This is a genomic window from Franconibacter daqui, assembly GCF_014644275.1.
Taxonomy (GTDB): domain Bacteria; phylum Pseudomonadota; class Gammaproteobacteria; order Enterobacterales; family Enterobacteriaceae; genus Franconibacter; species Franconibacter pulveris.
Window position 1 is genome coordinate 309,581 of the sequence record NZ_BMKJ01000004.1, and the last position, 25,343, is coordinate 334,923.

Genomic DNA, 25,343 nt, shown 5'->3' on the forward strand with positions numbered 1-25,343 from the left:
CTTGCGGCTTCAGAGCCGCGGCCCGGCGCTCACCAGCGCGGCGCCAGCCGGCGTGTCGGTGTACTTCTCGAAGTTGGCGATAAACAGCTTCGCCAGCTGCTGCGCTTTCTCCTGCCACTGCTCCGGCGAAGCGTAGGTGCTGCGCGGGTCGAGAATACGTTCATCCACCCCAGGCAGGCTGGTTGGGATCGCCAGATTAAACAGCGGCAGAGTAAAGGTTTCCGCATCATCGAGCGAACCATTCAGAATGGCGTCGATAATGGCGCGAGTGTCCTTAATGGAGATGCGCTTGCCGGTGCCGTTCCAGCCGGTATTCACCAGATAAGCCTGGGCGCCCGCCGCCTGCATGCGTTTCACCAGCACCTCAGAATATTGCGTTGGATGCAGCGACAAAAACGCCGCGCCGAAGCAGGCGGAAAACGTAGGCGTGGGTTCTGTTACGCCGCGCTCGGTGCCTGCCAGTTTGGCGGTAAAGCCAGAAAGGAAATGGTACTGCGTCTGGCTCGCGGTCAGGCGTGAAACCGGCGGCAGCACGCCGAAGGCGTCGGCCGTCAGGAAAATCACTTTGGTTGCGTGACCAGCTTTCGATACCGGCTTCACGATATTGTCGATGTGATAGATAGGATACGAGACGCGGGTGTTTTCCGTTTTCGACGCATCGTCGAAATCGATGCTGCCGTCGTCGCGCACGGTGACGTTTTCCAGCAGCGCGTCGCGACGGATGGCGTGATAAATATCCGGCTCCGCCTCTTCAGACAGGCGAATGGTTTTGGCGTAGCAGCCGCCTTCAAAGTTAAACACGCCGTCATCGTCCCAGCCGTGTTCGTCGTCGCCAATCAGGCGGCGTTTCGGGTCGGTAGAAAGCGTCGTTTTACCGGTGCCGGAAAGACCGAAGAACACCGCCACATCGCCCTTCTCGCCCACGTTCGCCGAGCAGTGCATGGAAGCGATGCCTTTCAGCGGCAGCAGGTAGTTCATCACCGAGAACATCCCTTTTTTCATTTCACCGCCGTACCAGGTGCCGCCAATCAGTTGGATGCGCTCGGTCAGGTTAAAGGCGATGAAATTCTCGGAGTTCAACCCCTGCGCTTGCCAGTCCGGGTTAGTGCACTTCGCGCCGTTCATCACCACGAAATCCGGCGTAAAGTTCTCCAGCTCCTCATCGGTAGGACGAATAAACATGTTCTTAACGAAATGCGCCTGCCAGGCGACTTCGGTAATAAAGCGTACCGACAGGCGGGTATCGGCGTTGGCGCCGCAGAACGCATCGATGATAAAGAGGCGCTTGCCGGAGAGTTGTCGGGTGACGAGATGCTTGAGGTGCTGCCAGGTTTCAGGGGAGAGCGGTTTATTGTCGTTCTTGCCTTTGCCGTTATCCGCCCACCAGAGCGTATCACGGGTAGTTTCGTCGCGGACGATATATTTATCTTTTGGCGAACGGCCCGTGAAAATGCCCGTGTCGACAGCAACGGCGCCGAGATTCGTCAGGACGCCGCGCTCATAGCCTTCAAGGCCAGGAGCCAGTTCTTCCTGATACAGCGTATCGTAATCGGGGTTGTAGACCACGTCGTGGGCGTCACAAATACCATAAGCTTCGAGATCCTGGGGAGTTATACCTTTAACACGCATATCACTGCTCCTTAGCCATTTTTACTGCCATAAATTGTAGGGTTGTTCAGAGAGAGTTAACCGCGATGGGCTTCATATATTTACTTCTTCAATGGATAGCCGCAGCGGAAAATACTGTCAGACCGGTCACGACGCGAGACAGAGTATGGCAGGAGTGTATACCGTAAAGCGGGGATTGTTCCGAATATGTTAAAAAAGGTGGGCGGTAAACGAACAGTTTGTGAGTGTAAGCGCTTTCTCAGGAAACGGTTGCGCGCGGCTGGTGGTAAAACCCGGAAAAGATCGCACTCTTTTGCTGGCTGACTGATAACGACAAGCGGAAAACCCATGCCCGTTCAGGTCATAAAAAAAGCGCCGCCCGGACGGGAAGCGCTTTTTATGAAGAAGCAGGGGAAATTAATGTACCTGCGGGTCCGCCGGGGAGGCGTTATTGCGAATAGCGACAATATCCATTGCATCGAAAACGTAATGGTTGCCGCAATAATCGCAGTGCATATCCACTTCACCATCTTCAGCAATGATGGTATCCACCTCTTCCGCAGGCAGCGTTTTCAGCGCTTCGGCGCAGCGCTCGCGGGAGCAAGTGCACTTAAACTCCACCTCTTGCGGATCGTAGAGCGTCACTTCTTCTTCGTGATAAAGGCGCCACAGCACGTCGTTGGCCGGCAGCGTCAGCAACTCTTCTGCGGTAATGGTTTCGGTAAGCGTCGCCAGGTGCGCGAAGTCGTCCGCCTGGGCGTTTTGCGCTGGCAGCACCTGCAACAGCATACCGCCCGCCGCCGTGCGCCCTTGCGCTTCACCCGTGCGGATGAAAAGGCGCGTCGGCAACTGCTCAGAGCGCAGGAAGTAATCTTCCAGGCATTCCGCCAGCGTATCGCCTTCCAGGCCTACCACGCCCTGATAGCGTTCGCCTTCGCTCGGGGTGATAGTGATAACCAGGTAGCCGTTGCCCACCAGCGTTTTCAGATCCGCATCAGCCGGAACGTCACCCTGTACACGAGCCACGCCACGCATCTGCTGATTGTTATCGCCGTTGATGACCGCAAGGCTCATCGGGCCGTCGCCCTGCAACTGCACGGTGATATCGCCAGAGAATTTCAGCGTAGCCGTCAGCAGGCTGGTGGCGACCAGTAACTCGCCCAGCACGTTTTTCACCGGCTGCGGGTAGTCATGGTTTTCAAGGATGCGCTTCCAGGTATCGGAAACTGTCACCAGTTCGCCGCGTACGGCATAGTTTTCAAACAGATAGCGGTGTAATTGGTCGTGTTGGGCCATAATTGTCTCTCTTGGCGCGACGGTTATTCATTGTCGCTGTATTTAAATTTCATCAGATCGCGGCGCTCTTTTTTATCCGGGCGGCGGTCCGGATGCGGCATGGAGAGCGCGTTGAGTTTGCGCGCCAGAGCGAGTTTTTCGCGCTTCTCAATGCTTTCCGCCGTCTCTTCATAGAGCTGTACCGCTTCGGCTGCCGGGCGACGCTGGTCGGTAATGGCTTTCACCACCACGGTTCGCTCGTCGTTGCCCTGGCGCAGCACCAGCACCGCGTTCAGTTCAATTATCTTGCTGGGTTTGGCGCGCTGTCCGTTGTAGTGCACCTTACCGCCTTCAATCATCTCGCGCGCCAGCGCGCGGGTTTTGTAGAAGCGAGCCGCCCAGAGCCATTTATCCAGGCGCACCCCTTCTGCGGTTTTCTCTTTCATGGCGACTCCCTGAGTTGCAGTGCGGGGATCAACCGTCGGTAGTCATTGAGCGCCGGATGACGCTGATAAAGTTTATCCGCCATCCCTGAATCGGGATTGGTCACGCCCAGGCAGTAACGAATGCCAAACTTCGCGGCGGCATCCAGAATCGGTTCGCTGTCGTCAATAAACAGCGTTCTCGCCGCTTCCAGACCGGTATGGCGGGCGACCGCCTGCCACAACCGCTGATCCTCTTTGGGATAACCAAATGTGTGGGTGGAAAGTAATAAATCAAGGTGCTGAGCAAGGCCGGTATGCTCAAGCTTCACCGCCAGATTATGAGGATGCGCATTGGTCAGCAAAATACGGCGCTTGCCGCGGGCCTTCAGGGCGTCGAGAAACGGCACAGTATCTTCACGCAGTACGGCTTTCGGCCCCTGGGCGGTGGTCATCGCGCAGATATCCAGCCCCAGACGTTCGCTCCAGTAATCCAGACAATACCAGTTTAGCGTATGCTGCACCGCGTGATACTCCTGGCGGATATAGCTGTGGGCTTCGTCGAGCGTAATGCCGCGTTTGGCGCTCAGGGTTTCCGGCACCAGCTGGAGCCAGAAATGGCTGTCAAACGCCAGGTCGAGCAGCGTGCCGTCCATATCCAGCAAGACGGTATCAACGTCCTGCCAGGCGATATCTATATGCATGGTTTCTCCAGCCGGAAGAGCAAAGGGCGTCAGGTTATCATACTCCTGACGCCCTTTTTCATCAGAACAGAGAGCGGACCTCGGGGGAGGGGACCAACTGCGGATTCAGGCAGCTTTCATAGTAGTGCTGAATTTGCGCCAGTCGGCTGCGGTTGCGCTGCCAGCGGCGCAGCGCCATAAAGCCGTTATAAATTACGCAAACCAACATGGCGACCATCAGCAGGGTGGTGCCGATGTAGCGCCACAGGCCCGCGCTGTCGGGAATACTGTGCAGCGCCACGTGTTGCGTGCCGTTCGCATCGGTGCGGATGCTGGTGATAATGCCTTCCGCATGGAAAGGCGTTTGCATCAGCATTTCCGCCAGCCGCTGGAACTCTTTCCATTGCTCCTGCGCCGGATAGTCATAGAGCGACATTGGCGGGTAGGGCTGGTCGACTAAATCTTCGCCTTCATCGCTGACTATCATAAAGCCGCCCGGCGGCGGACTATTAAGCGCCTGCGCCGCCCGGTTGGTTTCACGCTGGAAGAACGGCGCGGTGGAGGTCGTGACCAGACTATCCAGCGACTCTGCGCTGACCGGGCGCAGCAGGACGTTAATACCGTCGAGCTTGCCGGCGCTGGCGCGGTGGGTCAGCGTCTCCCAGTCTTTCGTGTTGCCAAGGTTCACCAGCGCGTTTTTAAGGCGAACACACTCATCTTCGCCGGTGCAGAGCGCTTCGGTCAGCAGCACGATTTCCGAGAAATCATCCAGCAGGATCATGCCCGATTTCTGGATAGCGGAGGCCAACTGCGGGTTGATTTTACTTTCGCCCGCCATCGGATGAAGCTGGCGGTTCACCGCTTCGGTCAGCGCCGTGGCTTTGGCGACGACATCAGACTCCGGCAACGGCAGCAGCCGTGCGTTATTCCAGAGGATTTGCGAACAGTCGAACGGCATGAACGGATAGTTTTGCCGCGGCGAATAGCTGCCCGGCAGATGAATATTACACATCCCGGTACCGTTGACGCGCAGGGTATCGCCAACGCGCAGCCCGGCCTGCTCCAGTTGCTCTACGCTTGTCGCTTCAACGGTTTGCGCGCCCTTAAGCCAGGAAACGGTTAGCTTAAACGGCATATCGAGCGGCACCCAGAGCGTGAGCAGCGTTAATACCACCAGCGCGCCCAGCGAGATGATGGCGTTGCGCAGCCAGGGCTGCAGCGGGAAGTTTTTCACCTCTTCATGCAGGGAGAGAAAACGACCCTGCCGCACGACATGGCGATCAAGGTAGATATCAATATCAGTTTTCTGGCCTAAATCCTGGTGAATAAACGGCTGCCAGTGCGGCGGATAGACGAGGTCGATAATGCCAAGCGAAATATTATTGATTTGTTCCTGGTCCGACTCGCCAAACAGCCCCCAGCGCTTTGGCGTGCCGCGCAGGCAATGAATTTCCCGCAACGCGGTTTTCGCAGGCGGCGCGAAAAGCCCCCACAGCCCCGCCGCCAGCAGCATAATGCCGCCGCCCAGCAGCCACGGCAGAAACATCTCTGGCGTCACCAGACAGAGAAAGAAAAGCATAAACGCGCCGCAGATGAGCAGCGCTTCGCGCAGGCCGTCCGGCCGCCCCAGGGAGTGCTCCTCGTGAGTCTCCTGGCGAATGTTAAGCAGTTCGATCTGCTCGCTCTCTTCGCCGCGAATCGAGGCCTGGCGAGAGGGGTTGTGCTCCAGCGCGTAGCCGCGCGTTTCGGGTGCCGAATTCTCCAGGCTATAGCCATTTAGCGAGATAACCAGCGGCAGCGTTGCGGTAAGGATAAGCTCGACGCTGTTGTCATCGGTGATGTGCTGCTCCCAGAAAGGCGGCAGGTGCACTTCCACCGAATCCAGGTAGTAACGCCATTTATTGGGGTCGTCAGTGCTCAAACCGTAACGCGTAATGGAGCGCGTTAAAGCATAGACCGTGTTGCTTTGTGAAGTGAGCGTCAGGCTAATGGGCGCTTTGCTGGCGCCCGTCGGGCCAGGAGCGTCCTGATAGCGGGCCAGCGTCTCAAGATAGCTTTCTACCGCGCTGCGCTCATCCGCAGAAAGTTTACGGGTAGTAGCGCCAGTAAAAGTGTGAGCGGACAGCCTGCCGCCGCGGTGATGTTTTTTACGCTTCAACCACCATCCTGCAATCACCATACAGGCCAGCATAGCAGCTACGAAAATCAATAAGGTGCTCATGCTTTCCCCATCAAACTACGGTTCCTGGTACAGATATCGACAAACGTCACCAGCAAAAAGCAAGTGTGCAAAAGAGCTTTATCGGCAGGTATGAGGTGCAACTTGAGTGAAATTACTGAGGCATACCAGCGGCTGTGAAATGGTAGCAAAGGCGGATCGGCCTAAATATCAGCAAATTCTTATTTCAATTTCAGCCTCTTGACAATTGTTCGCAATTGCGAAATATCTCGAAACAAGGTTACAAAAATGTAAATAACAGCCAATTCACATTGCTCAAACCGTGCGGCATGTCGCACAATGAAGACTATTTCTTACCTCTGTGATCCATGCGATGAGTAAACCATTACAAAAACCCACCATTCTCCGTGTTGAATCTGTAGCCCGTTCCCGTCTGTTTAACGTGGAAACTGTGGATCTGGAGTTCAGCAACGGCGAGCGCCGGGTCTATGAGCGTATGCGCCCCTCCACCCGTGAGGCGGTAATGATTGTGCCCATTATTGATAATGAACTGGTGCTGATCCGCGAGTACGCGGTGGGTACAGAGTCTTATGAATTGGGCTTTCCCAAGGGGTTGATCGACCCGGGCGAAACCGTGTTTGAAGCCGCTAACCGCGAATTGAAAGAAGAGGTGGGCTTCGGCGCGCATGAGCTCACGTTTTTGAAAAAGCTCACCATGGCGCCGTCGTATTTCTCCAGCAAAATGAACATTGTGATGGCGGAAAACCTCTATCCCGAATCGCTGCAGGGCGATGAGCCGGAGCCGTTAGTTCAGGTGCGCTGGCCGCTTGCGGAAATGATGACGCTGCTGGAAGACCCGGATTTTAGCGAGGCGCGTAACGTTAGCGCATTGTTCCTGGTGCGCGAATGGCTCCGGTCCCAGGGCCGCTTTTAACCTGCGCACCGTCATAAAAAAACGCCCCTTTGCAGGGGCGTTTTTGTTTTGGCCATCAGAACAATTCGTGCGTTTCGCCATTATCGATGAGCGTGGTGCCCACCTCATGCACGGCGTGCTGCGTTGGCTGCGTACCTTCAATAAAATACTCTTCGCGGCTGTTGCCGCCGTTCGCTAACTGTCCGGTGCTGCGGTCGATGTTCACCGTCACGATGCCCGGCGGCGGCGTCAGCGGCTCTTCCGGCACGCCCTCGAGCGCGGCTTTCATATAAGCGTCCCAGGCGGGCTGGGCGCTCTTGGCGCCGCCTTCGTAGCCGGAAATCTGGTCCGCAATCGCGCCGGAAGCGCTGGTGCGTCCAAGATCGCGACGATGATCGTCAAAGCCAATCCAGACCGAGGTCACCACGCCCGGACCATAGCCGGAGAACCAGGCGTCTTTGGAGCTGTTGGTGGTGCCGGTTTTACCGCCGATATCACGACGCTGTAAATCCCGGCCCGCGCGCCAGCCCGTACCCTGCCAGCCCGGTTCGCCAAAGATATTGGTATTCAGCGCGCTCTTAATCAAAAACGACAGTGGCGTATTGATGACATGCGGCGCGTACTGCGGCGCAGGGCTCTGCGCGACCAGCGCTTTGTTAGCCTGCTCAAGCTGCGGCATCGGCACGGTAGCGTTCTGCTGCTCCTGCGACGTCGCCACCTCTTCCACATCTTTATTTTCAAGCACATTGGATTTTGGCGTATCGCCGTAAATCACCGGAATATCGCAATCCGCGCAGGCCACTTTTGGCATCGCCTGGAAGAGCGTATCGCCCTGTTCATTGAGGATTTTAGTAATGAAGTAGGGGTCGACCAGGTAGCCGCCGTTCGTCATTACCGCATAGCCGCGTGCCACCTGCATCGGCGTAAAGGAAGCGGAGCCAAGCGCCAGCGATTCGGTATGGACAATATTCTGCGCCGGGAAGCCGAAGCGCTGCAGATACTCCGCCGCGTAATCGACGCCCATGGCGCGCATGGCGCGCACCATCACCACGTTTTTGGACTGTCCCAGCCCCTGGCGAAGACGAATTGGGCCATCGTATTGCGCAGGCGAGTTTTTTGGCCGCCAGTCGGAGCCTGCACCCGCATCCCAGCGTGAAATCGGCACATCGTTGAGGATGCTGGCAAGCGTTAGCCCTTTATCCATCGCCGCAGTATAGAGGAAAGGCTTAATGTTGGAGCCTACCTGGCGCAGCGCCTGCGTGGCGCGGTTAAACTTGCTTTGGTTAAAGTCGAAGCCGCCTACCAGCGCCATGACGGCGCCATCTTTCGGGTTGATGGAGACCAGCGCCGAGTTCACGTCCGGCACCTGGCCAAGCCACCAGCTGTCGCCGACTTTACGCACCCAAATTTGCTGGCCGGTCTGCACCACATCGGTCACTTTACGCGGCGTTGGGCCTTGCGCGGTGTCGGAGCGGTAAGGGCGCGCCCAGCGCATGCCGTCCATGGAGAGCGTAATAGACGAACCATCCGCCAGCAGCGTCGTCGCCTCCGCAGGCGATGCCTGTGTGACCACCGCGGGCAGCAACGGCCCGTAAGTCGGCAGGTTTTTCAGCGAATCCACAATACGTTGTTGATCCCACGCCGCTTCGCCCACTTTCCACAATACGTTCGCCGGGCCGCGGTAGCCGTGGCGCATATCGTAATCCATCACGTTGTCGCGCACCGCCTGCTGCGCCGCCTGTTGAAGCCGGCGGGTAATCGTGGTGTAGACCTTGTAGCCGTCGGTGTAGGCGTTTTCGCCGTAGCGATTCACCATCTCCTGGCGCACCATTTCAGAAAGATAAGGCGCGGAGAAAGCGATTTCCGGAGCGTGGTAAGCCGCGTCGATAGCTTCATCGCGCGCGCTATCGTACTGCATCTGGGTGATATAGCCCTCGCTCAGCATGCGCGAAAGCACCACGTTGCGCCGCGCCGTTGCGCGGTCAAGCGAATAGAGCGGGTTGAAGGTGGAGGGCGCTTTTGGCAGGCCGGCGATGACGGCCATTTCGCTTAGGCTCAGCTGGTCGATAGTCTTGCCGAAATAGACCTGCGCCGCCGCCCCGACGCCATAGGCGCGGTAGCCGAGGTAAATCTTATTCAGGTAGAGCTCAAGGATTTCATCCTTGCTCATGAGTTGCTCAATGCGTATCGCCAGGAACACTTCCTTGATTTTACGCACCAGCGTGCGCTCCGGGCTTAAGAAGAAGTTACGCGCCAGCTGCTGCGTGATGGTGCTCGCCCCTTGCGAAGCGTGGCCGGAAAAGAGCGCCACGCTTGCCGCACGAAATATCCCTACCGGGTCGACCCCGTGGTGTTCGTAAAAGCGGCTGTCTTCGGTGGCGATAAACGCTTTCACCATCACCGGCGGGATCTGATCAAGCGTTAGCGGAATACGGCGCTTTTCACCGTACTGGGCGATAAGTTCGCCGTCGGCGCTGTAAACCTGCATAGGGATCTGGAGCCGCACATCTTTCAACGTGGCGACATCGGGTAACTGTGGCTCTATGTACTTGTAAAGACCATAGATCGAGCCGGCTCCCAGCAGAATGCAAAAGACTGCAAGGATGAATAAATACTTTACGAACTTCACCGGGAATTTCTCATTTGGTTTCGTTTGGGCAGTTTATAAACAATCGCGCGGTAGTATAAAGGCAAGCCTGAAGCATTGATATGTCATTTTCACCCGGCACGATAAGGAGATCGGCAATCATGACAAACGGCAGATGGCAAATTGGCTTGCATATTCAAGAAGATAGTGTAAAGGCGGTGGCGTTGAGCCGCAGGCGCGGCGGCTGGGCGCTGTGCCGCTGGTGGCATATTCCTGCCCATGAACCTCTCTGGCGCGAAGGGGTAATAACAGGCGATAGCGCGCTGGTGTCGACGTTGCGTCAGTGGCGCGCGCAGTTGCCGCGCGGACATAGCCTGCGCATCGCTTTCCCGGCTCAGCGTACCCTGCAACGTGACATTCCGCGTCCGACCGCCACGCTGTGCGAATCGGAATGCGAAACATGGCTGGCGAGCGCGACCGCTCGCGATCTTCATCTCCCGGCAGACACGCTCTGGCTTGACTACGCGCTTGCTGAAGAGCCTGCCCGGTTTCAGGTAACGGCTGCGCAGAAAAGGGAAGCCGAAGCGCTGCTAGCCAACCTTCGCGCGGCAGGGCTCCAGCCCGAAGCGCTAACGCCGGACGCCTGCGCATTAACGGCCTTCTGGCCTTACGCGCCCGATAATGTAGCGCTTATCGCTTGCGAAGCCGCAGGGCAGTGGTTATGGGCTTCCCGCTCGCGCTGGGGGGTAATCGAGCGGGGCGGTCTGCTGCCCCTGGCCAAACAACTGGCAATAAGCGTCGAACGCGTAGCGGTATGCGGTCCGTTGCCGGCAGAAGCGGAAGGTTGCCTGCGTCTGGATCCGCTTGTTTTTATCACTTTTCAGCAGCCGCCGTTATTAAAAACGCCTGAATGTTACGCGGTGGCGCTTGGCCTTGCGATGGGCGAGGTCGCGCGATGAGCGCGCTTATCAATCTGCTTGCCTGGCGCGCCCGACGACGCAAAGGACGCATGCGGCTCTGGGCCGGGCTGTTTGCCAGCGGCGCGCTGGCGGTGGGAGCTGCAACGCTGCTCTGGTTCTGGCTTCTCATACAGGCGCAGGCGCAATGGTCCGTCCGCACAGAAGCTGCGCAGCTTGAGCAGCGCGCCCAGGCAAGCCGGCTTGCGAACATCGCGGCGCTTAAGCAGCGCATAGAGACGTTACGGCAACAGGTTGAGCGGCGAGTCGCCCGACAAACGAGCCTTGCGGCGTGGGAACCTCGTTTGCTTGCGCTCGCGGAGTTCACGCCGTCGGTTCTCTGGTTCACCAGCCTGAGCCTCACTGAAAACTCATTGCTGTTGCAGGGAAAATCGCGCGATCCCGATGCAATAGCGGCGCTGCAGCAAAGCCTGCGGCAGTTGCCCGGTTTTCCGGCCAGCGAGATGGGAGAGACGGCAAAAGCGAGTCATCGCGAATGGCGTTTCTCTATTGCGCTTTATCCGGAGGTGAAGCATGACGCCGCACCTTGAACGCTGGCTCACGGCTCCCGTTAGCGTGCGCCTGCTGTGCTGGTTGGCGTGGACGATGGCATGGCTTGTCGTCGGCTGGCTTGCGCTGGCCCCGACCCGGCAGGAAAACGCGGCGCAGGCGCTTCGTTATCAGAAACTCATGCAGACGGTGGAGCAGCAGCGCCAGCAGCTTGCAGGACATCAGGATGAAGCGCAGCACAATCGTCAGATAACGGCGCTGGAGGCGAAGCTCAAACCGGAACCTTTCTCTGCGCTGGAGCTGGTGCAGGCGCATGGCGGACGACTGGCGCGCTGGTCGCCGGATGGTCAGCGCGGCGAACTGGTAGTCGATCTTGCGTGGCCGCAGGTGCCCGCTTTTTTTGCCCGACTGGCGCGCTACGACATTGAAGCGACGGCGTTTACGTTAGCGCCCCATGAGAAATCGTTGCGCCTTTCGCTACAGCTGGAGATGAAACATGCGCAGTGAATGGTTGCTTATCGCGGCGTTAATGCAGCCCGCTATCGCCAGCCGTAATCCTTTTGAACCTCCCGCCGGAGATTGCGATACAGAAAAAACGGAGCGCTGGCGTTATCTCGGCATGGTTGGTCGGGAAGAGGCGGTACGCGGAATTGTCAGGACGCCGGAAGGAAAGTCGCTTCGGGTAAATGTGGGAAGCAGGCTGTACGAAGGCTGGCGCGTTAGCGCCATCGCTGCCGCGCAAATCACGCTTGTGGCGGATGGCGCCTGCGAGGAAACGCCGCAACACTGGAAGCTTAAGGAGCAATCCCATGGAAAGGAAACTTCTTCTTTTATTAGCATTGAACGCGGCGGCAAGTCAGAACCTGGGCGCAACGGCCAGCCCGCCGCTTTCCGTGGTGGTGGACGAAGCGCCGGTAGCGCAAGTGCTGCAGGCGCTGGCGGAGAGCGAAAAGCTGAATCTCGTCGTGGCGCCAGGCGTTGAGGGAACGCTTTCTTTGCACCTTATTGATGTGCCATGGCGGCAGGCTTTTCAGGCGGTCATCGACAGCGCCCGGCTGCACTGGCAAAAAGAGGGCGCCATCTTGCGCGTCTATCCGCAGGATTGGGAAGCGCAGCAGCAGGCGCGGCGTTTAGCGGCGCGCCAACAGCGCCAGCTTAGTCAACCTGTCGGGAACGAGACTTTTACGCTGGGGCATGCAGACGCGACAGAGCTGGCCGCCGCCATCGGCGCGCTGGGCGATAAGCTCTTAAGCCTGCAAGGAAGCGTGACGGTAGATAAACGCACTAACCGGCTGCTGGTGAGCGATAACGCCGCCGCGATGAAGCGGGTGCGCGACTGGATAGCGCAAATGGATATCCCGGTAGGGCAAGTGGAACTGGCCGCCCATATTGTTACCATGAATGAACAAAGCCTGCGCGAGCTGGGCGTGAAATGGGGGCTGGCGGAGCCGGAAGGGGATATCAAACGCTGGCATCCCACAAGCCTTTCTGCCGATCTTAGCGTGGCGAACGCGACCACGCATGTGGGTTTTAACGTCGGGCGCATCGATGGACGAATGCTGGACGTTGAGCTCTCGGCGCTTGAGCAGAAAAATCAGGTAGAGATTATCGCCAGCCCGCGACTGCTGGCGGCTCATCAGCAGCCCGCCAGCATCAAACAGGGTAGCGAGATCCCGTATCAGGTCTCCAGCGGCGAAAGCGGCAAAACCTCGGTCGAGTTTAAAGAGGCGGTGCTGGGTATGGAAGTGACGCCCACGATTGGCAACAAAGGCACCATTCGCCTGAAGCTGCGCATCAGCCAGAATATGCCGGGACAAGTGTTGCAGCAGGCGGATGGCGAAACGCTAGCCATTGATAAACAAGAGATTGAAACACAGGTAGAAGTGAAAGATGGCGAAACCCTGGCGCTGGGCGGCATCTTTCAACAAAAAAATAAATCTGGCAAAGACAGCGTGCCGTGGCTTGGGCAAATTCCATTACTGGGAAGGGTATTTAGCCATGACGGTAAGGGAAACGAACGGCGGGAGCTGGTGGTTTTTATTACGCCGAGGATTGTTAAGAGCCGTTGATGTATTAGCGTGAGCTATGATTTTTACGTTTTAAGTCCTCCGGATGTTTGACGAAGGGGTGGAATTAGCATACAAGGAGTACCGATTTGAGAGTCGGTAAGAAACGGTGCTTCCCGTGATGTTTTTTCACTCCCTCGCACCCGGTACGGTAATTTATTCGGTTGCCAAACTACCTGGAGTGTTGAGATAATTTTTGATCTGACTCTCGCACTATCGCATAAGAGGTTTCAGTTCATTTCCCGTGACGCAGGGTTGTGGCGCACCGGGTTTATCATCAACGAATTGTCTTAGTAGTACCGAAAAAATGGCAGAAAAACGCAATATCTTTCTGGTTGGGCCTATGGGCGCTGGCAAAAGCACCATTGGGCGTCAGTTAGCTCAGCAGCTCAATATGGAATTTTACGATTCTGATCAAGAGATTGAGAAACGGACGGGCGCTGACGTGGGCTGGGTCTTCGATGTCGAAGGCGAAGAAGGTTTCCGCGATCGTGAGGAAAAGGTTATCAACGAGCTGACGGAAAAACAGGGTATTGTGCTCGCGACGGGCGGTGGTTCTGTCAAATCCCGCGAAACCCGTAACCGTCTTTCCGCCCGTGGCGTCGTGGTTTACCTGGAAACGACCATCGAAAAGCAGCTCGCCCGTACCCAGCGTGATAAAAAACGCCCCTTGCTTCAGGTAGAGACGCCGCCGCGCGAAGTGCTCGAAGCGTTAGCTAACGAACGCAATCCGCTTTATGAAGAAATTGCCGACGTGACCATTCGCACCGACGATCAAAGCGCGAAAGTGGTGGCTAACCAGATTATCCATATGCTGGAAAATAACTGATTCCAGTTAACCCAATACTCGTCTGCGGGTACTAGCACATAAGGTTACTGAGCGTCATGGAGAGGTTGACAGTCACTCTCGGGGAACGTAGTTACCCTATCACCATCGCGGCCGGATTGTTCAACGATCCGGCTTCCTTTTGGCCCTTGCGCGCGGGTGACCAGGTAATGCTGGTAACCAACGAAACGCTGGCGCCGCTTTACCTCACCATCGTTCGCCAGGTGCTGGAACAGGCGGGAGTGAAAGTCGACCAGGTTATCCTGCCCGACGGCGAGCAATACAAAAGCCTGGCGGTGCTTGATACTGTCTTTACCGCGCTGCTGGAAAAACCGCATGGCCGCGATACTACGCTTATCGCTTTGGGCGGCGGCGTAGTGGGCGACCTGACCGGTTTTGCCGCAGCTTGCTACCAGCGAGGCGTGCGCTTCATTCAGGTGCCGACCACGCTGCTCTCGCAGGTGGATTCCTCCGTTGGCGGCAAGACGGCTGTCAATCATCCCCTTGGCAAAAACATGATCGGCGCTTTCTACCAGCCTGCTTCGGTGGTTATCGATCTCGATTGTCTGAAAACCCTTCCTGCGCGTGAACTCTCTTCCGGCCTTGCTGAGGTCATTAAGTACGGCATTATCCTTGACGGCGATTTCTTCAACTGGCTTGAAGAAAACCTGGATGCGTTGCTGGCGCAGGATGGTGCGGCGATGGCTTACTGCATTCGCCGTTGCTGCGAGATAAAAGCGGAAGTCGTGGCGGCGGATGAGCGTGAAAGCGGCTTACGTGCTTTACTCAATCTTGGCCATACTTTCGGCCACGCTATCGAAGCGGAAATGGGCTATGGCAACTGGCTGCACGGCGAAGCGGTCGCGGCGGGCATGGTCATGGCGGCGCGCACGGCGCAACGCCTGGGCAATTTTAGCGAGGCGGATACGCAGCGCGTTATCGCTCTGCTCAAACGCGCAGGCTTGCCGGTAACGGGGCCGGAATCTATGGCTCCGGAAGCCTATTTACCGCACATGATGCGTGATAAAAAAGTGCTGGCGGGAGAGCTGCGTTTAGTGCTGCCGCTGGCTATAGGGAAAAGCGAAGTGCGCGGCGGAGTGCCGCACGAGGTAGTTATTGGCGCTATTGCTGACTGTCAGCAGGCGTAACTATTAGAACGGCCTGTCGCCAGTTTTTGGCGGCGTTTTTTTTCGGGCGATGTGCGTAGCCGCGGGCCGCAATAAGCCTTAGTGTGGGGTGTTAAATGGATGAATTCAAACCAGAAGACGAGCTGAAACCCGATCCCAGCGATCGTCGTCCTGGTCGTTCTCGTAAATCTGCCGACTATGATAACGAGCCGCAGCTGAACATCGATGACGTTGAGCTGGACGCTGAAGATCCGCGCCCTTCGCGCGCCCGTCGCGCTCGTGATGAAGACCGCGTACGCGAAGAGGAAGAGTACGAAGCGGAGGCAGCGGCAGACGAAGAAGTGGTTGAGCGTCGTCCGCGCAAGCGTAAAAAAGCGCCGGCGAAAGGGCCGGTTTCTCGTCAGCACTTGATGATGGCGCTCGGCATTTTGGTGCTGCTGGTGCTGATTATCGGCATTGGTTCCGCATTGCAGGGGCCGTCGACCGATTCCAGCGCGCAAAACCAGTCAGCGGAAAAAAATATCGATCTCGCAGGCGGCGCCAATAACGGCGGCACGCCAGCCGATCAGGCTAACGGCGTGCAGCCGCAGCCAGGCGAAACCTCTGCGGTAAACGCGGCGCCCGGCAACAATCCGCAGGATGTCTCTTTGCCGCCTATTTCTTCCACGCCGACTCAGGGCCAGGCTCAGACGCAGCCTGCCGGTCAACAGCGCGTTGAAGTGCAGGGCGACCTGAATAACGCGCTGACCCAGCAGCAGGGACAAATTGATAACGCCGCAACCGGCTCTTCTACGCTGCCGACCGAACCTGCAACGGTTGCCGCGGTAGGCAACAACAATGCCGCTTCCCGTCAGGCCGCGCCGCAGGAGCCCGCTACACGCCAGGCTGCCGCGCCGCAGCGCCATGAGCGCAAGCAGGTAGTGATTGAGCCGGAACCGCGTAATGCGCAGCCGACCCAGAGCAAACCGCAAACGACCGCGAAAGCGCCGACAAGCGAGCAGAAACCTGCAACGACGGCGAAGCGCAGCGAACCGGTTTCCGCGCCTGCCAGCGGTACGGCCTCTGAACCGGTGAAGGCGCCTGCCGCGACTACCGCCGCGCCGAAGGCTTCCGCTCCGGCAGCCACGGCGACGACCAGCGCGCCAAAAGCGGCCGCGCCTGCGCAATCTTCCAGCGCGCCTGCCGCCGCGACGGGCAACGTCGGCTCGCTGAAGTCAGCGCCGTCCAGCCACTACACGCTGCAGTTGAGCAGTTCTTCGAACTACAACAACCTCAACGCGTGGGCGAAAAAAGAGAACCTGAAAAACTACGTGGTTTATCAGACGACCCGTAACGGTCAACCGTGGTATGTGCTGGTAAGCGGCGTTTATGCTTCTAAAGATGAAGCGAAGCGTGCGGTTGCCACGCTGCCTGCCGATGTCCAGGCGAAGAACCCGTGGGCGAAGCCGATTCACCAGGTTCAGTCCGATCTGAAGTAATGAGTAAAAGCGCAGTATGCTGTCGGAGCCCTTCTCCACAGCGGGGAAAGGTAAAGTCACAAGCAGCATGAAAAAACATCGCGCTTTTCTGAAATGGGCAGGGGGGAAATACCCCCTGCTCGACGAAATCAAACGTCATCTCCCGGAAGGGGAGTGTCTTATTGAGCCTTTTGTCGGCGCAGGCTCGGTATTTCTCAACACAGACTATTCGAGCTATATCCTCGCGGATATCAACAGCGACCTGATAAGCCTCTACAACACGGTGAAAGATCGCCCGGACGACTACGTTAACGAGGCGCGTTTGCTGTTTACGTCGTCGAATAATCAGTCTGAAGTGTACTATCAGTTGCGTGAAGAGTTTAATCAGAGCGCCGATCCTTTTCGTCGCTCGCTGCTCTTCTTGTATCTCAACCGCCACGGCTACAATGGTCTGTGTCGATACAATATGCGCGGCGAATTTAATGTGCCGTTTGGCCGCTATAAAAAGCCCTACTTCCCGGAAGAGGAGCTGTACCGGTTTGCCGAACGGGCGCAGAACGCGCTGTTTATCTGCGAATCGTATGATGCGAGCATGGCGCGGGCGGGCGCGGGATCGGTAGTTTATTGCGATCCGCCCTACGCGCCACTTTCCGCGACGGCGAACTTTACCGCTTACCACACCAATAGCTTTAACCTGGAGCAGCAGCAGCATCTGGCCCAGCTTGCCGAGCAACTGCACAGCAACCGCATTTCGGTGCTTATCTCCAACCACGATACGGCGCTGACGCGTCAGTGGTATCAGCAGGCGAAGCTCCATAAGGTGCGGGTAAGACGCAGCATTAGCAGCAACGGCGGCACGCGTAAGAAGGTGGACGAACTGCTGGCGCTCTATAAAGCCTGAGCCGTTTCGCCCGCCGTAAAACACTTTTAATGGAGAAGCGGATGAAACAGTATTTGATTGCCCCCTCAATCCTGTCGGCAGACTTCGCTCGCCTGGGCGAAGATACCGCCCGCGCCCTGGCCGCTGGCGGCGATGTCGTCCATTTTGACGTTATGGATAACCACTATGTGCCTAACCTCACCATGGGGCCGATGGTGCTGAAAGCGCTGCGCGATTACGGCATTACCGCGCCTATCGACGTGCATCTGATGGTTAAACCCGTCGACAGAATTATCCCGGACTTCGCCGAAGCGGGCGCAACCTACATCACCTTCCATCCGGAAGCTTCCGAACACGTTGACCGCTCGCTGCAGCTTATCAAAGAGCATGGCTGCAAAGCAGGTCTCGTGCTGAATCCCGCCACATCGCTCAACTGGCTCGATCACGTTATGGACAAGCTGGACGTTATCCTGCTGATGTCGGTGAACCCGGGTTTTGGCGGTCAGTCGTTTATTCCGCACACGCTGGATAAGCTTAAAGAAGTGCGTAAGCGCATCGACGCTTGCGGGCGCGATATCCGTCTGGAAGTGGATGGCGGCGTGAAAGCGGATAATATTGGCGAAATTGCCGCCGCGGGCGCCGATATGTTTGTCGCAGGCTCCGCTATCTTCAATCAGCCTGATTACAAAAAAGTGATTGAGGAAATGCGCAGCGAACTGGCGAAGGTAAGCCATGGATAAATTACAGGCCATTCGCGGCGTGGCGTTTGACCTTGACGGCACGCTGGTGGACAGCGCGCCGGGGCTGGCGTATGCCGTAGACAGCGCGCTTTATGCGCTGGAGCTGCCGCAGGCCGGCGAGCCGCGCGTTATCACCTGGATTGGCAACGGCGCGGATGTGCTGGTGCAGCGCGCGCTGAAATGGGCGCGTGAAGAAAAAGCGGCGCAGCGCATTGCTGCCGGGAAACCTGCGCTGGATGCGATGGATATTCCTGAAGAAGAACAGGCTCGCATGCTGCGAAAACTCTTCGACCGCTATTACGGCGAGGTGGTCGAAGAAAGCAGCTTTCTTTTCCCGGATGTCGAGCAGACGCTGCATGCGTTGCATGACAACGGCATGCCGATGGCGCTGGTGACCAACAAGCCGACCCCTTTCGTGGCGCCGCTGCTGGAAGCGCTGGGCATTGCTAAGTTCTTCACCGTGATTATTGGCGGCGATGACGTGACGAACAAAAAGCCGCATCCTGAGCCATTGCTGATGGTGCTGGAAAAGCTTGGGCTTGCCGCGCCGGAATTGCTGTTTGTCGGCGATTCGCGTAATGATATTCTGGCCGCTCAGGCTGCTGGCTGCTGCTCGGTAGGCCTGACTTATGGCTATAACTATGGCGAAGCGATAGCGTTAAGCAAACCCGATATTATCTTCGACCACTTCCGTGATCTTTTGCCCGCTCTCGGGCTACCCCACAGTGACAATCAGGAATTGAAAAATGAGTAAGCCCATCGTTTTTAGCGGCGCACAGCCATCAGGTGAATTGACCATTGGTAACTACATGGGTGCGCTGCGTCAGTGGGTTAACATGCAGGACGACTACCATTGCATCTACTGTATCGTTGACCAGCACGCCATCACTGTGCGTCAGGACCCGGCGGCGCTGCGCAAAGCCACCCTTGATACGCTGGCGCTCTACCTCGCCTGCGGCATCGATCCGAAAAAGAGCACCATCTTCGTTCAGTCCCACGTACCGGAGCACGCGCAGCTCGGCTGGGCGCTGAACTGCTACACCTATTTCGGCGAGCTGAGCCGTATGACGCAGTTTAAAGATAAATCCGCCCGCTATGCGGAAAACATTAACGCCGGTCTGTTCGACTACCCGGTGCTGATGGCGGCGGACATCCTGCTGTATCAAACGAACCTCGTGCCGGTAGGCGAAGATCAGAAACAGCACCTGGAGCTGAGCCGCGACGTGGCGCAGCGCTTCAACGCTATCTATGGCGATATCTTTAAGGTGCCGGAGCCGTTTATTCCGAAATCGGGCGCGCGCGTCATGTCGCTGCTGGAGCCGACGAAGAAGATGTCCAAGTCAGACGATAACCGTAACAACGTCATCGGCCTGCTGGAAGATCCGAAATCGGTCGTGAAGAAGATCAAACGCGCGGTAACGGACTCCGATGAGCCGCCGGTTGTGCGTTATGACGTGGCTAACAAAGCGGGCGTGTCTAACCTGCTGGATATCCTTAGCGCCGTAAACGGCCAGAGCATCGCCGAGCTGGAGCAGCACTTCGAAGGCAAAATGTACGGTCATCTGAAGGGCGAAGTGGCGGATGCCGTTTCCGGCATGCTGACTGAGCTTCAGGAGCGCTACCACCGCTACCGTAACGATGAAGCCTTCCTGCAGAGCGTGATGAAAGAAGGCGCGGAAAAAGCTCGCGCCCGCGCGTCTGAAACGCTGAAAGCGGTTTATGAAGCCATCGGCTTTGTCGCCCAGCCGTAAAAAACAAAAAAACCGGGAAATTTCCCGGTTTTTTTATGCCTGCGCTTAGCGCTTGTCTGTTACTGGTCTGCCGCCGGACCACAACCGCCAATGATTCTGGAGATTGAAATCGCCGGGTGGAGCAGATAGTCATAGCTGCAATCTTTCTTTTTGTTTTCAACGTGCCCGGAGCAAGCGGTGAGAGTTGAGAGCGCGACGGCCAGAACAGCCAATTTCATCATACGATTCATCATGTATCCCTTTAGATTAAGTAGTCCTGAGAGTGGCTATGAATTACTCGTTAATGCATAGCGGAAGAGATATAAACGCTTTGCAGGGTTCTCCGTCAATGTCCCCTGAAATGCTGCCTGCAACATAAAAGACTGCTTTCTCTTCATCATCTGGCACAGGAAAAGGGATAAGCGAAACGCGCTGGCTTAAAGCTTCAGCGGCGCTGGTTATCGATAGTCAGGCTGACGCGGTTGGCCCGGCAGAACAATTCGGAAATGTGCACGGGACGATCGTGCTGATCGAAAGCGATTTTGCTGATGCGAAACAGCGGCTCGCCCAGTTCGCATTTAAGCCACTGCGCTTCAGATTTGGTGGCGGTGAAAATATCGATGGTCTTTTTATCGCTCACCACGCGCGTATCGAACCGCTCCTGAAAAAGCTGGTAGGTCGACGCGCCCGCAGTGTAAATCTCGTCGAAACCCGGGTAGCGGGCAAGCGGGATCCAGGAGCCGTCGATAAACAGCGGCTCGCCGTCAAGATACATGACCCGGCGCAGCAGGAACATCTCGCTGCCGCCCGGAATGTTCAGCCTTTCGCAAAACGGGTCGGCGCTCACGCGCGCCTGCTCTATCACCTCTTCTTTGGTCGGTTTGCCCTGCGATACGCCGAAATCGGTAAAGCCGCTCACCGTCAGCAGCGCGTTCTCCACTTTCTTGCTCTGCACAAACGTGCCTTTTCCCTGCCAGCGGATCAGCACGCCATCTTTAACGAGGTCGCTGATGGCTTTGCGGATAGTAATGCGGCTAACGTTGTAGAGTGCGCAGAGCTCGCTTTCGGTTGGGATCTGCTGGCCTGCCTGGTAGACGCCCTGCGCTATCTCATCAAGCAGGCGCTGACGCACGGTGGCGTAGAGAAGTTGGTGGGAGTAGCGCTCCGTAGCTGGCATGAATCGACCCTGAAGTAGTAAAAAGCGTGGGGTTGATTATAGGAGCCTTTATTGTGGAGTAACAGGGCGTTGGCGTGAGGCTCGTCACGCCAACGCAGACCTCACCACGCGCCGTGGTAGCCGATGGTCCTTGCGGCGCACTGCGTGCCCTGCTTCATGGCGTCGTGCAGCGGCAGGCCTTCGGCGATGGCGCAAAGGAAACCGGCAATGTAAGAGTCCCCGGCGCCCATGGTATCGACCACCTCCACTAACTCCGGCGGCATCCGCCAGAACTGTTTACCGTCCCACGCCAGGCTGCCGTTTTCGCCGAGGGTGGCGATAGCCGCGCCCGCGCCGCACTGCACCACCGTTTGCAGCCGATCGCGCAGCCACGGCGTGTCGTCGTTCGCGGAGGCGAATACGTAGTCCAGATGCTCCGGCAGCGTGCGCCACAGCGGGCTTTCCCATTTGTCGGCGAAATCAAACGAGAGGATTTTCCCGGCGGCTTTCAGGGCAGGGAAGGCCGTTTCGGCATGGCCCCAGATGGCGGAGTGGATGATGTCAAAGCTATTCAGCCAGGCCAGATCCTCTTCATTGAGCGCAAAATTCGCCATTACGCCTTCGGTATAGTCGCCGAGGATGCGGTCGTTGTTGCGCAGCTCCACCTGGGTTTGCGCCGTCACGCCCGGCTTCACGCGCAAGCGAAACGTATTCACCCCCTTTTGCTCCAGGTCACGCCTGAGCATTTTGCCGTAATCGTCATCGCCTACCCAGCTTACGCAGGTGGGCTGCATGCCGTAGCGGGTGCTGTAAACCGCCACGTTCACGGCGTTGCCGCCGGAGAAAGCCTTGCCGAGCTGCGGATAGATATCGACGCAGTTATCGCCTACCGTCGCCAGCTTTTTCATTGCGCCTCCTGCGTCAGCAGTTCGCGAAAGCGCGCCAGCGCCTTGCGGGCATACAGCCGCGGCTCGTTCATATACATCGTCACCAGTTCGATGGTGCAATAGCCGTCATAGCCCCGGTCGAGGATATCGCGCATCAACTCACGCAGCGGCATTTTGCCTTCGCCTGGAATGTAGTGGCTGTCGCTTGCGCCGTCGCTGTCGACGATATGCAGATGACGCAGCTTATCGCCAAGCTTGTCGAAATAGCTCATTACCGGCTCGCCCTGCACAAACGGCGCGCAGATATCGACCATGCTGTAAAGGCGCGGCGAAGGCACGAGCGAGAGCGCGCGCAGCACATCGTTAGCGTTGCAAACCACGTTGGATTCATACGGCGTGAGCGGCTCCAGCAGCAGATCCATGCCGATATCTTCCGCGAAATCGCATAATTCGCGCAGGTTATCAGCAAGCCGCTGCCAGATGGCGTCCGGCGTGGCGAGGTAGCCCGCATGGGCGGCGGAAATCAGCGTAAAGCCCGCCTCCATCTCTTTAGCCATCTCCATGGCGAGCTTAATCATGTCGAGGCTTTCGCGACGCATCCGTTCATCGCCCAGCATCATGTTATACGGATAGCCGTTAGTTTCTGGCGTATAGCCGATGATCGGCATCTGATAGACGCGGGAGAGTTCTTTAACGTGGCGGATGCCGCCCGCGTTTAAGTCCGGCGCGAAGGCGTGCGGCCTGCCGCCCCATAGCTCCAGCCCGTCGTAGCCCAGTTCGTGCGCGTCGCGAAAGGCGTGCTCCAGCGGTAAACGCTGATGCCCGCAGGTAAACATACCCGTTTTCATACCCTTCTCCTTGCATGAATGTCCCGGCCTCCGCAGAGGCCGGGCGGGGGATTAATACTCGACAATGCCGCCGTAGTAGCGACGGTCGTCCGGGTTGTGGTCTTTGTAAATAGAGAGGTAGTAGCAGAGCCACTCCATCGGCACGAACATCAGGAACGGCGCGAGCCATGGGTGCAGCCCCTGGGCAATCTCTTGGTAGTCGATAACGATGACATTATCGGTACGCTCGCGCACGAAGCGGATGGCGCGTTCGGTAGTGTGGCGGCTTTCATCGTTGCCCAGCAGGAAGAGGAACGGCACGCCTGGCTCGACAATTTCCAGCGGGCCGTGGCGGAATTCGCCGCTCTCAATCACCGAGCCGTGAGTCCAGGTAAATTCCATTAGCGTGACGATGCCCTCTTTGTAGCCAAGCGGGCGCAGCGGGCCTGCGGAAACGGTGTAGATCATCGGCCACTGCGACGCCTGCTCGCCAAGCTGACGGCCCTTGTCTTCCCAGGTGCGCACCAGGTGGCCCAGTGCCTGCGGCAGCTTGCGCAGGTCGTTTTTGATTTTGCCGATTTCGGCGTGCGGCGCGAGACGGGTGATCATCTCCAACACTACGCTGTAGCAGAGCAGCAGATGGATTTCCCAGATGCAGTCCGCTTCATACGCCACCACATGTTCAGCCGCATGAACAATCGGGCTGTCCGGGCGTTTCGTGAAGGCGGCGGTGAGCGCGCCGCAGGCGGCGCCCAGCTCCAGCGCCTTGATCACCTCTTCGGTTTTGCCGTAATCGGACACGCCGATAACCGCGCATTTTGCGTCGAGACGGTAAGGCGTGTTGTCGCAGAACTCCCAACCGGAAACGGCGTAAACCTGCAGGCTGGAGAAGCGGTCCGCCAGATGCTTCGCTGTCTGCGCGGCGTTGAGCGGCGAGCCGCAGGCGACGAAGTAGATGCGGTCGATGCCGCGCTTGATCATCTCATCGACGATAGCGTGCACGCGCGGCACATCCTTCTCCAGAATCTTTTCCACTTCCTGCACCATATTTTCGGTTACCAGGAAATCCACGGTGCTTTTATCGATATTCAGCATGAAACAACTCTCCAGACAGGGTTAGGAAACATGAGCCAGACGGCGGTTGCGCTTTTCCCAGAAGGCGTAAGCGGGCAGGCCAGTGGCGATAACAATCAGGGCGCAGATTAGGCCCGGGACGGGCGCCCACACGAAGGTGGAAGCGACCAGGATGAGGCTTGACGCGATGGCGGCGAAGGTCATCAGACCAAAGGCCGGGGTGCGCCACAGCGGTTTGTAATCCTCACGTTTGCGACACCAGATGATGGAGCCGAAGGTGAGGGTGTTTTTGAAGCACATCACCAGCGTGAAGTAGCCGAGCAGGCTGGTGAGGTCGGAAACAAAGATAAAGAAAATGCCGAGCGCGCATTGCAGGATGATGGAAACATCCGGCGTGTTGTATTTCGGGTGTACGTGGCCGAAACATTTGAAGAACAGGTTATCTTTCGCCATCGCATACTCGAGTCGCGGCTGATACATCACGCAGCTGGAAAGCGAGCCCAGAATCACGATCATCGCGGTGACGGCGACGAAAACGCCCGCCACGCTGCCAAGCGCCGGAATATAAGTCAGCGCGTCAGAGATAGGCGTGCCGGAGGCGGCGAGCTTGTCAAACGGCATCAGCCCGGAGATAACCAGCGCTAACAGCGAGTAGAGCACCAGCACCAGCAAACAGGAGCCAATCAGCGCCCGCGGCATCGTTTTGCCGGGGTTTTTGATTTCGCCGGTCATGTAACAGATGGACGCCATGCCGGTATAAGACCAACTGGTGGCGGAAATGCCCGCCAGCAGCGCCATGATGCCCGCCGCCGCGCTGGTGGTCGCCGCTGTCGCAGGCGCCGCGAAGTTATCGCCTTTCAGCCAGAAAATGCCGACGCCGATAACGATGGCGAAGGGGATGATTTTGGCGATGGTAATAAGCGTCTGGAACGTCGCGCCGCCTTCTACCGAACGCAGGTGCAGCAGCATAAACGCGAGTATTAACCCGGTGGCGATAAGCTTGCCGGTGAACGGGTCTATCGCGACCAGAAAACCGAGGTTGCTGACTATCGCCAGCGCCATAATGGAGAGCGAAGGCGCATCGTTCGCCCAGAAGCTCGCCCAGCCGGAGAGAAACGCCAGCGGCCGGCTGCCGGCGTTTTTCAGGTAGACATAATCTGCGCCGTTTTCGGGATAGGCGGTAGAGAGCTCCGCATAAACGCACATCTGCGGGATCACAATCAAACCGCCAATGACGAAAGCGAGCACCGTGAGCCACGGGGAGCCTGCCGCTTTCGCCACTTCACCAACCGAAACGAAAATACCGGAACCGACGGTCGTTCCGACGGAAATGGCCAGCACGGCCCAGAAGCCGAGCTTGCGTTGGAGTTCCTGGCCTTCCATATCGTTACCTTTTTTAGTTTTCAAATGGAGTTGTAGGGGTTCAGAGCGCGTCGCCTG

24 protein-coding genes and 1 pseudogene are annotated in these 25,343 nt (G+C 57.5%); 13 read left to right on the top strand and 12 right to left on the bottom strand.

Annotation, left to right across the window (positions count from 1 at the left end; all coding sequences use genetic code 11):
* Window positions 1–9 precede the first annotated feature (9 nt).
* The 5 genes from pckA to IEX01_RS15380 all read right to left on the bottom strand — a co-directional run bounded on the left by pckA (window position 10) and on the right by IEX01_RS15380 (window position 6,209).
* Entirely contained in the window at window positions 10–1,629 is a 1,620-nt protein-coding gene (gene pckA, locus IEX01_RS15360) for a phosphoenolpyruvate carboxykinase (ATP) (RefSeq protein WP_024561146.1), read from the bottom strand.
* A 396-nt stretch (window positions 1,630–2,025) separates the two neighbouring features.
* Entirely contained in the window at window positions 2,026–2,904 is an 879-nt protein-coding gene (gene hslO / locus IEX01_RS15365) for an Hsp33 family molecular chaperone HslO (RefSeq protein ID WP_188724126.1), read from the bottom strand.
* A gap of 23 nt (window positions 2,905–2,927) precedes the next feature.
* Window positions 2,928–3,329, bottom strand: a complete 402-nt coding sequence (gene hslR, locus IEX01_RS15370) for a ribosome-associated heat shock protein Hsp15 (protein WP_024558202.1) — start codon at window positions 3,327–3,329, stop codon at window positions 2,928–2,930.
* A complete protein-coding gene (yrfG, locus tag IEX01_RS15375; protein ID WP_024558201.1) occupies window positions 3,326–4,009 on the bottom strand; it encodes a GMP/IMP nucleotidase in 684 nt (227 codons plus the stop codon). Before yrfG ends, hslR begins: the two co-directional genes overlap by 4 nt.
* Window positions 4,010–4,070: 61 nt before the next feature.
* Complete coding sequence (locus IEX01_RS15380) at window positions 4,071–6,209, bottom strand: intracellular growth attenuator family protein (RefSeq protein WP_048888792.1); 2,139 nt, start codon at window positions 6,207–6,209, stop codon at window positions 4,071–4,073.
* A 331-nt stretch (window positions 6,210–6,540) separates the two neighbouring features.
* On the opposite strand from IEX01_RS15380, the gene nudE reads away from it, so the two are divergent.
* The gene (gene nudE / locus IEX01_RS15385; protein WP_048888793.1) at window positions 6,541–7,101 is read left to right on the top strand and encodes an ADP compounds hydrolase NudE; all 561 of its coding nucleotides are present in this window, start codon (window positions 6,541–6,543) and stop codon (window positions 7,099–7,101) included.
* A gap of 55 nt (window positions 7,102–7,156) precedes the next feature.
* Here nudE and mrcA read toward each other — a convergent pair whose 3' ends face one another.
* A complete protein-coding gene (mrcA, locus tag IEX01_RS15390) occupies window positions 7,157–9,709 on the bottom strand; it encodes a peptidoglycan glycosyltransferase/peptidoglycan DD-transpeptidase MrcA (protein ID WP_048888794.1) in 2,553 nt (850 codons plus the stop codon).
* Between the two features lie 119 nt (window positions 9,710–9,828).
* Here mrcA and pilM point away from each other — a divergent pair, with 119 nt between their 5' ends.
* The 12 genes and pseudogenes from pilM (at window position 9,829) to trpS (ending at window position 19,980) form a co-directional block, all read left to right on the top strand.
* Window positions 9,829–10,626, top strand: a complete 798-nt coding sequence (pilM, locus tag IEX01_RS15395; protein WP_188724127.1) for a type IV pilus biogenesis protein PilM — start codon at window positions 9,829–9,831, stop codon at window positions 10,624–10,626.
* The gene (locus tag IEX01_RS15400) at window positions 10,623–11,174 is read left to right on the top strand and encodes a PilN domain-containing protein (protein WP_024560238.1); all 552 of its coding nucleotides are present in this window, start codon (window positions 10,623–10,625) and stop codon (window positions 11,172–11,174) included. The genes pilM and IEX01_RS15400 overlap by 4 nt, the downstream gene beginning before the upstream one ends.
* Window positions 11,158–11,640, top strand: a complete 483-nt coding sequence (locus tag IEX01_RS15405; RefSeq protein WP_188724128.1) for a HofO family protein — start codon at window positions 11,158–11,160, stop codon at window positions 11,638–11,640. Before IEX01_RS15400 ends, IEX01_RS15405 begins: the two co-directional genes overlap by 17 nt.
* Before the next feature lie 22 nt (window positions 11,641–11,662).
* Window positions 11,663–11,902 (top strand): annotated as a pseudogene (locus IEX01_RS21850) (HofP DNA utilization family protein); the annotation flags it as partial.
* Window positions 11,903–11,942: 40 nt separating this feature from the next.
* Window positions 11,943–13,202, top strand: a complete 1,260-nt coding sequence (gene hofQ / locus IEX01_RS15410) for a DNA uptake porin HofQ (RefSeq protein ID WP_188724129.1) — start codon at window positions 11,943–11,945, stop codon at window positions 13,200–13,202.
* Between the two features lie 304 nt (window positions 13,203–13,506).
* The gene (gene aroK / locus IEX01_RS15415) at window positions 13,507–14,028 is read left to right on the top strand and encodes a shikimate kinase AroK (RefSeq protein ID WP_024552823.1); all 522 of its coding nucleotides are present in this window, start codon (window positions 13,507–13,509) and stop codon (window positions 14,026–14,028) included.
* 56 nt (window positions 14,029–14,084) lie between these two features.
* Window positions 14,085–15,173: a 3-dehydroquinate synthase gene (gene aroB / locus IEX01_RS15420; RefSeq protein WP_188724130.1), complete on the top strand. Its 1,089-nt coding sequence runs from the start codon at window positions 14,085–14,087 to the stop codon at window positions 15,171–15,173.
* 95 nt (window positions 15,174–15,268) lie between these two features.
* On the top strand, window positions 15,269–16,630 hold the full coding sequence (damX, locus tag IEX01_RS15425) for a cell division protein DamX (RefSeq protein WP_188724131.1): 1,362 nt from the start codon (window positions 15,269–15,271) through the stop codon (window positions 16,628–16,630).
* A 67-nt stretch (window positions 16,631–16,697) separates the two neighbouring features.
* Window positions 16,698–17,510: an adenine-specific DNA-methyltransferase gene (gene dam, locus IEX01_RS15430; RefSeq protein ID WP_024558190.1), complete on the top strand. Its 813-nt coding sequence runs from the start codon at window positions 16,698–16,700 to the stop codon at window positions 17,508–17,510.
* Between the two features lie 41 nt (window positions 17,511–17,551).
* The gene (rpe, locus tag IEX01_RS15435; protein ID WP_024560244.1) at window positions 17,552–18,229 is read left to right on the top strand and encodes a ribulose-phosphate 3-epimerase; all 678 of its coding nucleotides are present in this window, start codon (window positions 17,552–17,554) and stop codon (window positions 18,227–18,229) included.
* Window positions 18,222–18,983, top strand: a complete 762-nt coding sequence (gene gph, locus IEX01_RS15440) for a phosphoglycolate phosphatase (RefSeq protein WP_024558188.1) — start codon at window positions 18,222–18,224, stop codon at window positions 18,981–18,983. Before rpe ends, gph begins: the two co-directional genes overlap by 8 nt.
* The gene (gene trpS / locus IEX01_RS15445) at window positions 18,976–19,980 is read left to right on the top strand and encodes a tryptophan--tRNA ligase (protein WP_024558187.1); all 1,005 of its coding nucleotides are present in this window, start codon (window positions 18,976–18,978) and stop codon (window positions 19,978–19,980) included. Before gph ends, trpS begins: the two co-directional genes overlap by 8 nt.
* A 59-nt stretch (window positions 19,981–20,039) precedes the next feature.
* On the opposite strand, the gene IEX01_RS15450 is transcribed toward trpS, so the two are convergent.
* The 6 genes from IEX01_RS15450 to frlA all read right to left on the bottom strand — a co-directional run bounded on the left by IEX01_RS15450 (window position 20,040) and on the right by frlA (window position 25,286).
* On the bottom strand, window positions 20,040–20,210 hold the full coding sequence (locus tag IEX01_RS15450) for a YhfL family protein (protein WP_024558186.1): 171 nt from the start codon (window positions 20,208–20,210) through the stop codon (window positions 20,040–20,042).
* A 194-nt stretch (window positions 20,211–20,404) separates the two neighbouring features.
* Window positions 20,405–21,136 carry a GntR family transcriptional regulator gene (locus IEX01_RS15455; RefSeq protein ID WP_024558185.1) on the bottom strand — a complete coding sequence of 244 codons (732 nt, stop codon included), beginning with the start codon at window positions 21,134–21,136 and terminating at the stop codon, window positions 20,405–20,407.
* A 101-nt stretch (window positions 21,137–21,237) separates the two neighbouring features.
* The gene (gene frlD / locus IEX01_RS15460) at window positions 21,238–22,023 is read right to left on the bottom strand and encodes a fructoselysine 6-kinase (RefSeq protein ID WP_024558184.1); all 786 of its coding nucleotides are present in this window, start codon (window positions 22,021–22,023) and stop codon (window positions 21,238–21,240) included.
* Window positions 22,020–22,850, bottom strand: a complete 831-nt coding sequence (frlC, locus tag IEX01_RS15465) for a fructoselysine 3-epimerase (protein WP_024558183.1) — start codon at window positions 22,848–22,850, stop codon at window positions 22,020–22,022. The genes frlD and frlC overlap by 4 nt, the downstream gene beginning before the upstream one ends.
* 51 nt (window positions 22,851–22,901) lie before the next feature.
* Window positions 22,902–23,924 (bottom strand): fructoselysine 6-phosphate deglycase, encoded by a 1,023-nt coding sequence (gene frlB, locus IEX01_RS15470; RefSeq protein ID WP_188724132.1) that lies wholly within the window; start codon window positions 23,922–23,924, stop codon window positions 22,902–22,904.
* 21 nt (window positions 23,925–23,945) lie between these two features.
* Window positions 23,946–25,286: a fructoselysine/psicoselysine transporter FrlA gene (gene frlA, locus IEX01_RS15475; RefSeq protein ID WP_024558181.1), complete on the bottom strand. Its 1,341-nt coding sequence runs from the start codon at window positions 25,284–25,286 to the stop codon at window positions 23,946–23,948.
* Between the last annotated feature and the right edge of the window lie 57 nt (window positions 25,287–25,343).